Source organism: Bradyrhizobium tunisiense, assembly GCF_042263385.1.
Classification (GTDB): domain Bacteria; phylum Pseudomonadota; class Alphaproteobacteria; order Rhizobiales; family Xanthobacteraceae; genus Bradyrhizobium; species Bradyrhizobium tunisiense.
In genome coordinates this window covers 65,045-73,335 of sequence record NZ_JBHLEV010000014.1, presented here as the reverse complement: position 1 = coordinate 73,335, position 8,291 = coordinate 65,045, and the positions used below count along the sequence as shown (strand labels likewise).

The window sequence follows — 8,291 nt, the reverse complement described above, 5'->3', positions numbered from 1 at the left end:
TGCCCTGTTGGGAGCCGCACCAACGTCAACGACTCGCTTCATACCTGCATCGATGCAAGGGTCTGTCCAATCGGGCTCGGCCACTAACGTCTGAGCCAATCTTACCTCGTTCAAGGAATAAAAATGTATACCAAACTTGCACTCCTCATCGATGGCGAATGGATCGAGGAAACTAGTGCTGGGAACGAGATCGTTCTCAATCCTGCGACAGAACAGCCTCTCGGCACGCTACCGCACGCCGGAAAGCCCGAGCTTGACCGCGCACTTGCGGCGGCAAGTCGGGCCTTTGAGGGCTGGAAGCGTACCTCGCCTTACGAACGTGGGCAGATTTTGCGCCGCGCCGCTGACCTGATGCGCGAGCGTTTGGACCACATCGCTACCGTGCTAACCTTGGAGGAAGGTAAGACCTTGGCGGAGGCGAAAGGCGAGATCACCGCCGCAGCAGAGTTTTTTGACTGGTTTGCGGAAGAGGGGCGGCGCACCTATGGTCGTGTTATTCCGGCGCGCCTACCCGATATGCGCCAGACAGTCACACAGGAGCCGGTCGGTCCCGTCGCTTGCTTCACGCCGTGGAACTTCCCGGCGGTAACGCCCGCGCGCAAAATCGCTCCTGCTCTTGCCGCCGGTTGCACATGCATCATCAAGCCGGCTGAGGAAGCGCCCGGCACCACGCTAGAGATCGCGCGGGCGCTCACCGATGCAGGATTACCCAAAGGCGTGCTGAACGTGGTCTTCGGCATACCGGCGGACGTCTCTGAGTACCTCATTCGCTCGCCGGTGATCCGCAAGATTTCCTTTACCGGATCGACACCGGTGGGACGTCACCTCGCTAGGTTGGCAGGAGAGACCTTAACACTCGCCACCATGGAGCTGGGCGGCCATGCGCCCGTAATTGTCGCAAAAGACGCTGACGTCCAGCGCGCGGCGGAGCTCTCCATGGCCATCAAGCTGCGCAACGCGGGCCAAGTTTGCACCTCGCCGACACGTTTCTTCGTGGAACACTCCGTGTACGAAGAGTACCTCGAACACGCTCGCGTATTCGTGGAGAAACAAGTTGTGGGCGACGGCCTGCAAAAAGGCACAACGGTGGGGCCTGTCGCCAACACTCGCCGCGTCGCTGCCATGGATGACCTAATTTCCGACGCCTTGTCACATTCGGCCCGACTTGTGGTCGGTGGCGAGCGACTGAAGGGGACAGGCCTGATGTACAGGCCCACCATCTTGGCGGATATGCCCGACCAGGCAAGGGCCATGAGAGAGGAGCCATTCGGCCCGCTTGCGCTGGTACAACCTGTTGACGACGTAGAACAGGCCATCGCACGGGCCAACGCCTTGCCCTACGGTCTGGCCGGATATGCCTTCACCCGCTCCGCCGCGATTGCAAACCGCATAGCAGGGGAGCTGGAGGTAGGCGTCATCGGCATCAACCAGATGGTGGTGACGATCCCCGAAACTCCCTTCGGAGGAATAGGGGACAGCGGCTGGGGCCGCGAAGGCGGCATTGAGGGTCTAGAATCCTACACCGTAAGAAAGTATGTCGGCCATCTTCATGTCTAGCTGGCGATGAGACCGAAGGAAGAGGAGCGCGGGACTTGAGCTTGGATGGGACATTTTCGGGGTGGCGGCCACGGAAACTCGCCTCCGAGGGGCCGCGTTACCTTGCCCTGGTCAGTGCTCTGGAGCAGGACATCGCGGACGGCCGACTGTCCGATGGCGACCGCCTGCCGCCCCACCGTGACTTGGCACGAGAGCTCAATCTTTCTGTCGGCACCGTTAGCAAAGCCTATCAGGAAGCCGAACAGCGCGGCATCGTCAGCGGCCATGTCGGGCAGGGCACCTTTGTGCGGCGGCGTTCCGCCGAGCCGGCGACGGCAAGGCATGAACCGGTCAATTTAGCGCTGAACGTGCCTGCCCAAGGAAGCGAAACGCAGATCCTGTCCGCGTTATTTGGCGAGGTGGTGCGCGAGCGTGATCTTGCACCTTTGTTGGGCTACCATCCCCACGGTGGCATCCGTAGGCACCGCGAAATTATCGCAGCCTCGCTATCCGATAACATCTTTACGGTCGAGCCGGCACGGCTGCTCCTGTGCAACGGCGCTCAGCATGCGATCGACATCGCCCTTCGCCTGGTGGCAAAGCCCGGGGACAGTGTCTTGGTGGATGCTTTCACCTATTCTGGCTTCAAAGCTATCGCCGCTGCAAGCCACCTCAACTTGGTCCCAGTGGAGATGGATGAGGAGGGGATGGACTCAGCGGCGCTAAAAAAGGCCTGCCGCACGTCCGGTGCACGGGTGCTCTATTGCATGCCGACCTTGCAGAGCCCCACGGCTCGTACCATGGGCCTTGCTCGGCGGCAAAGTATTGCTGAACTGGCCGAGGAGCTTGATCTCACTGTCATAGAGGATGACGTCTACGGTTTTTTCTTCACCGAGCGCCCAGTGCCGATTGCCTCTTTGGCACCAGCCCGCACCTTCTACGTCACGTCCTACTCCAAATGCCTTGCGCCAGCCTTCCGGCTCGGGACATTGACAGTGCCGACGGCCTACATTGCTCAAACCGAACTCCTCCTGCATGCCTCCGCCTGGTTCGTGGCTCCCATGCTGAGCGAGGCGGCGGTGCGGTTGATCGAGGGCGGCAAGCTGGAAGAACTTCTGCGTGAGCGGCGCCTGCAGGCGTTCGAGCGTTACCAGGTGTTCCTAAACGTGTTTCCCAAAGCCGAAAGACTTCAGGTCCCAGCCTTCTACGGCTGGTTACCATTGCCACAAGAGTGGTCCGCAGATCAATTTGCCGCCACTGCGCGAGCTCGCGGCATACTTGTAACCCCACGCATTGCCTCCGCGGTGGGAGAGAGCGATCCCGGCGCAATCCGGGTCTGCCTTGGCGCGCCGAAGGATCTCAAAGTCCTCTCTAATGTACTTCAGACTCTGTGCGATATCCTGAGGCGCCATCCAGTAAATGTTGTCTCTGTCGCATAACCACCGGTGCGCTCAGTGCCGGTGTTAGGCGAAGCGGGCGAGATGTCACAGCAATGGCCGAGCACCAAGTTGAACAATTAGCTGACCGGTGAGGCCGTTTGGTGCAACCTGGACATCATCGTCGACTTGCCAAGACCCTCGATCCTGACTTTACGTCTTTGAGGCATGATCAATGACTACTGCCAACGCCCGAGACGACGAATTGTCTCACCGTGTAGGCATTTTAGGCGCGGGGAGGCTTGGCTTGGCCCTGGCAAGTCGACTGAAATCCATGGGCTCAGATGTGCCGCTTTGGAGCCGAAGGTACGGGAACGGTGCTCAGCCGTCCCCAATTGCCAACGGAGCCTACAGGCTCGTGACCTTTGGTTCGGTCGCTAAGCTCGACGTTCTGTTTTCTGCTATACCAAATCGAGCTCTTCTCCACCTGTCTTCAGACCAGCGGTGGCGCACCTTCAATGGTGTCATATTTGCAATGGGAATAGACGCGCAGGTTCAACGCGTCCGAGAAACATTAGCACAAGCTTTGGTTGTCCGACTGAGTCCGGCTATCCCACAAGGCGGCGGAGAAATCGCATCTATCGGACTTTTAGATGCATCCGCTTTGGGGGATCGCCGATTGGATTTAGCGAGGGCAGCTTTGGAGTTGCTGGGGCCAGTGACATGGATCGACGAAGAAGCCCTTTATGATCTTACGACGCTTCTTGCTGGCCCGCTACTAACGGTTCTCAAGTCAGCCATCTCGCGAACGGTTGAGATTAGCCTCAAGGCGAGTGGGCTTCCAAGTCAATTCAAAGACGAGCTCGAACACATCGTATTTAAAGAACTGATGAGGCGATCGCTCGGCAGCAGCGAGTCTTCGCGACGAGCCGAAAGAGAACGCTCTACACCCGGTGGAGTAACAGAGACGGCACTCGACCGGAGAGAGCAGCTTAGTGGCGAGCTCTTTGGAATTGTCGAGTTAATGTTGGACCGTATGGCGCACCTGCGACAGGAGTGAACATCTTAATGCGACCAGCATACCAAGTGCGGACCACTGGAGCGTAGAGCCTACTTGGCTCTGCTTGGCGCGGGCCGCTATGGAGAAGACGAAATCGCATGGCGCATAGGGCGGTGCTCGCTCTCAACGCACCGTGTGCCGCTCTCTATCAGGGCGTGCTCAGCGACACCGGTAGGAAACGATTATTTCGGCCGAGCGATGCCGTTCATGTCTGGCGCGCCGTATCACCCAGCGCGCTGGACAAGTCTGGTGGACGGCCTGCGGACGAGACATGGCGTGGTTTTTGAGAGGCTCTGCGCCGAGCAGTCGCGCGAGTCGGAGTCAGCTTTGTCCCACGACTATAAGCGCGCATCTTCTTTCTCGGCAGTAGCCATGTGACTTCACCTCCAGCTCTAAACTAGTGGAGAGCCTGATGAACCGAGCCGCTGCGCTTGGTGTTTCAATTTCGCTCCTGACTCGAGAGACGACAAGCCAAGGCTCCAACAACCTTAGCTGTTAAGAAACAACGAATGGTACATGCAAAATCGCCATGATGGCAACGAGGGATGTGTAATGCAGGCTAACTCCACTGGCTTTCTTGAGAGCGTCGACAAGCACTTCCGTCATTCCATGACGTTTCTCGATCTGCCCGAGGGTTTGGCGGAGCGGATCATTCAATGTAACTCGACTTATACGGTCCGCTTCGGCGTAAGACTGCGCGGCCGCATGTACAGCTTTATCGGCTGGCGATCAGTCCACAGTGAGCACTCAGAACCTGTAAAAGGCGGTATTCGCTACGTGCCGAATGCCGATGCCGAAGAGGTGGAGGCGCTTGCTGCGCTCATGACACTCAAATGCTCACTCGTCGATGTACCGTTTGGCGGCTCGAAAGGAGCTCTCAAGATTGACCCGCGCGAATGGACGCCCCAGGAACTCGAGCGCATCACCCGCCGATTCACCCAGGAACTCAACAAGCGCGGGCTGATCGGCCCCGGTGTCAACGTTCCGGCCCCGGACATCGGGACGGGCGAGCGGGAAATGGCCTGGATGATGGATGAATTCCGCCGTGCAAATCCGACTGATGTTGTCAACGCGCGCGCTTGCGTAACGGGAAAGCCTTTATCGAAGGGTGGTATTGCCGGTCGCACTGAGGCGACGGGCAGGGGGGTGCAGTTTGCGATCCACAGCTATCTTCGCGATCTGCGTACCTCCGGTTTGAATGGGCGACGCGATCTCGAGGACGCTTCCGTTGTAGTCCAAGGCTTTGGCAATGTCGGCTATCACGCCGCCAAGTTCCTTTCCGAGGAGGACGGCGCCCGCGTGATCGCCATTGCGGAACGGGATGGCTATGTCGCCAATCCGAAGGGCCTCTCCATTGAACTGCTAAAGCAGCATCAGCTTCTAACGGGCAGCATTCTCGGTTTTCCTAACGCAACATCCATGGCTGGCGACATGACGGGCATTGAATTGGCCTGCGATGTTCTCATTCCTGCGGCGATGGAGAACGCAATTCATTCGGAAAACGCAAACCGCATAACGGCTCATCTTGTGGTAGAAGCTGCCAACGGTCCTGTCACTTTCGAGGCGGACAAGATGCTGCGTTCTCGCGGGGTGACAATCCTTCCAGATCTCTATGTGAACGCCGGCGGTGTGGTCGTCAGCTACTTCGAGTGGGCGAAAAACCTGACGCGCATCCCCTTCGGATTGATGGAGCGTCGGCGTCGAGAAAGGCGAAATCACACGATCGCCGCAGCACTTGAACAGATGACCGGCAAGGAGTTTCCCGCCGACATGCGCGAGGAATTCCTTGAAGGAGGCGCAGAGATCGACCTCGTTCGATCCGGTCTTGAGGACGTTATGCGCAGCACGTGGACACGCATTGCAGATCTGATCGAAGAGCAGCCGCAGCTCGGCGACTACCGGACCGCCGCCTATGTCGCATCCATCCGACAGATCGCCGAAGCATACGAAGCGATCGGCATCTGAGCAATGGAGGCAATACTACGATCAACGCAGCGATTGTCAGCCGAATTCAGAACTAGGCTCGTCGGCCATTCGTCTCTACCGGAGAGCGGCCGAGCAGCCATCCGACGGCCTCCAAAGCGCCTCCTGGGCTCACCCCAAAGCCCGAGAAATGTTAGCGCAACTGTCGCACCATGAAGTCGAGGAAAAGGCGATTGCGCTTGGGTACTAGGGTTCGCTTCAGCGTAACGGCCGAAGTGTGAAGCGGAGGACTCTCCCACTCTGGCAACACGCGGACCAATCGCGCATGCTTAAGGTCGTTTCCGCACATAACGTCATTCAAGATGCCGATGCCGACTCCGCCAAGTAGAAGCTCGCGCACAAGGCTGATGTTGGCGACCGTGGTGTGGACGGCCACCTCGACGCGCCGGCGCTGTGCGCGCTTTAGGAATGTCCAAACGCCATCGCGCTGTTGGAGTTCGGTGACGATGCAGCGATGCTGGGACAGTTCTTCAAGTGTCCTGGGCATGCCATGCTTCTCGACATATTTGGGGGAGGCATAGGCGGCACGTTTTAGTGATGTCAGCTTTCGGTGAATGAGTCTGGAATCGGGTAGCTTTCCCAGAATGATGGCGATGTCGAATTGTTCTCGAACTAAGTCGACCACGCCATTGTTAGTCGCTACGACCAAGGAAATATCGGGATACTCGAGCGCAAATTCTGCGACTGCCTTGCCGAGCCAGGCGTTGCCGAATTCCATTGGAATGCTTATCCGCAGCGTGCCGCGAGTGCCGGACTGTAGCTCGTCGATTTCGATCCTCGCTTCCTTGAGCTCGGTATCAATCCGGTGCGCATAGTCGAGAAGGCGCGCACCGATTGAGGTCGGGGCGAGGCCTCGGGAGTTGCGCTTCAGAAGCAGCGCGCCGACCTGTTCTTCGAGAGAAGCTAGCCTCCGACTGATCGTCGCCTTGGAAAGACCAGTCGAGTCGCTGGCGCGCGTCAGGGTTCCGGAGCGAACGACCTCCGAAAACAGTAGCAACGCATCAACTTCGAATCCGCCAGCCATCTTCCTCGTCGAACAGAATCTGAACCGCTTCTTTTCAGTTTTATGTATAGCCGATCTTGGAGCTGCCAACTAGCGTTGCATTACGCTGAAAGTGGCAGCCGATTGCTCCGCTTTTTACCGTGTACATGTTGTTTGAGGTTAATCATGTCGTCTGAACTCGTGACTTACGAGCTCGAGGGTAATGTCGCAATCATCGGCTTGAATCGGGCCAACAAGCGGAACGCGCTGAATGATGAGGTCTTGGGCGCGCTCGGCGAGGCGGTGATACGGGCCGGTGAAGACGCGGATGCGGGCGTGATCTTCGGTCATGGGCCGAACTTTTCCGCTGGTCTCGATCTTGCGCAGCTTGCAGAACGCTTACGTCCGGATGCACCGAAGGTCAGGAAACGCAAGCGCTATATCTGGCACACGACTTTTGACCTAATTGCAAGAGGAACGATACCGTTCGTCGCGGCGCTGCATGGCGCAACTATAGGTGGCGGGCTTGAGTTGGCGGCCGCAGCGCATATTCGTGTCGCCGACGAGACGGCCGTCTTCGGCCTACCGGAAGGGCAGCGCGGCATTTTTGTTGGCGGTGGCGGCTCGGTACGCATCCAGCGAATTATCGGCTACGCGACAATGGCTGACCTGATGCTGACAGGGCGAACGCTCTCAGCAGAGGAAGCGCGAGAGGTCCGACTGGTGCAGTACGTCGTTGGTTCGGGTGAGGCGCTGGAGAAAGCGAAGAGCCTGGCATCCAAGATTGCGCAAAATACGCCGCAGACGAACTGGCAGATCACCAACGTACTTCCCCGAATGAACGACCTCTCGCATGATGATGGCTTGTTCATGGAATACTTGAACACGGCGATGGTGAGGCCGCCAGAGACCACCGAACGTTTGAGGGAATTTCTAGAAAAGACAGCGAAGTCGCTGAGGCCGGGCTGAACCATAGGCGCCGGGGACAGTTGGAGCCGGTCGGGAATAATCTTTCAGTACGAGCCTGTCGCCGACGTACATCAAGGTTGGGCTCATCGGTAGTCTCGCCGGTCCCGGCACTACCTGGGTTTCGGCAATCCTCCGGCGCCATATTTGCATTCGGGGAGGCTATGCTGTGGGCAGAATGCATGGCCGCAACACCGAGCTTGCTGTCAGCGATGATGGATCCTCGCAATGCAGCGATCTGCGTGAAGTCACGAGTGATTCCGAGATCGAGAAGGCTGATCGGCGTCTAGTGTATCGTCCTCACGAACACACAACGGCTCCTCCGCAAGGCGAATATATCGAGGGATGACAGATCCCACAATTCCGTGCGCCTTTGACGCAGCGGAGC

At 58.2% G+C, this 8,291-nt stretch carries 6 protein-coding genes; 5 read left to right on the top strand and 1 reads right to left on the bottom strand.

The window, feature by feature from the left end:
- The first annotated feature begins 123 nt into the window (after positions 1-123).
- From ACFDR6_RS35680 to ACFDR6_RS35665, 4 genes are all read left to right on the top strand, one after another.
- The gene (locus tag ACFDR6_RS35680) at positions 124-1,557 is read left to right on the top strand and encodes an NAD-dependent succinate-semialdehyde dehydrogenase (protein ID WP_375861267.1); all 1,434 of its coding nucleotides are present in this window, start codon (positions 124-126) and stop codon (positions 1,555-1,557) included.
- 35 nt (positions 1,558-1,592) lie between these two features.
- Positions 1,593-2,975, top strand: coding sequence for an aminotransferase-like domain-containing protein (locus tag ACFDR6_RS35675; RefSeq protein WP_375861266.1), 1,383 nt, complete (start codon positions 1,593-1,595; stop codon positions 2,973-2,975).
- A gap of 355 nt (positions 2,976-3,330) precedes the next feature.
- Positions 3,331-3,972: a hypothetical protein gene (locus ACFDR6_RS35670; RefSeq protein ID WP_375861264.1), complete on the top strand. Its 642-nt coding sequence runs from the start codon at positions 3,331-3,333 to the stop codon at positions 3,970-3,972.
- 609 nt (positions 3,973-4,581) lie between these two features.
- Entirely contained in the window at positions 4,582-5,937 is a 1,356-nt protein-coding gene (locus ACFDR6_RS35665; RefSeq protein ID WP_375861270.1) for a Glu/Leu/Phe/Val family dehydrogenase, read from the top strand.
- A 151-nt stretch (positions 5,938-6,088) separates the two neighbouring features.
- Here ACFDR6_RS35665 and ACFDR6_RS35660 read toward each other — a convergent pair whose 3' ends face one another.
- Positions 6,089-6,979, bottom strand: coding sequence for a LysR family transcriptional regulator (locus ACFDR6_RS35660; RefSeq protein ID WP_375861262.1), 891 nt, complete (start codon positions 6,977-6,979; stop codon positions 6,089-6,091).
- A gap of 144 nt (positions 6,980-7,123) precedes the next feature.
- On the opposite strand from ACFDR6_RS35660, the gene ACFDR6_RS35655 reads away from it, so the two are divergent.
- Positions 7,124-7,906 (top strand): crotonase/enoyl-CoA hydratase family protein, encoded by a 783-nt coding sequence (locus ACFDR6_RS35655; RefSeq protein WP_375861261.1) that lies wholly within the window; start codon positions 7,124-7,126, stop codon positions 7,904-7,906.
- Positions 7,907-8,291 lie beyond the last annotated feature (385 nt).

Excerpts from the sequence above, each read along its gene's own strand:
- ACFDR6_RS35680 (WP_375861267.1), top strand. The coding sequence starts at position 124 with ATGTATACCAAACTTGCACTCCTCATCGATGGCGAATGGATCGAGGAA.
- ACFDR6_RS35665 (WP_375861270.1), top strand. The coding sequence starts at position 4,582 with ATGACGTTTCTCGATCTGCCCGAGGGTTTGGCGGAGCGGATCATTCAA.
- ACFDR6_RS35660 (WP_375861262.1), bottom strand. The coding sequence starts at position 6,979 with ATGGCTGGCGGATTCGAAGTTGATGCGTTGCTACTGTTTTCGGAGGTC.
- ACFDR6_RS35655 (WP_375861261.1), top strand. The coding sequence starts at position 7,124 with ATGTCGTCTGAACTCGTGACTTACGAGCTCGAGGGTAATGTCGCAATC.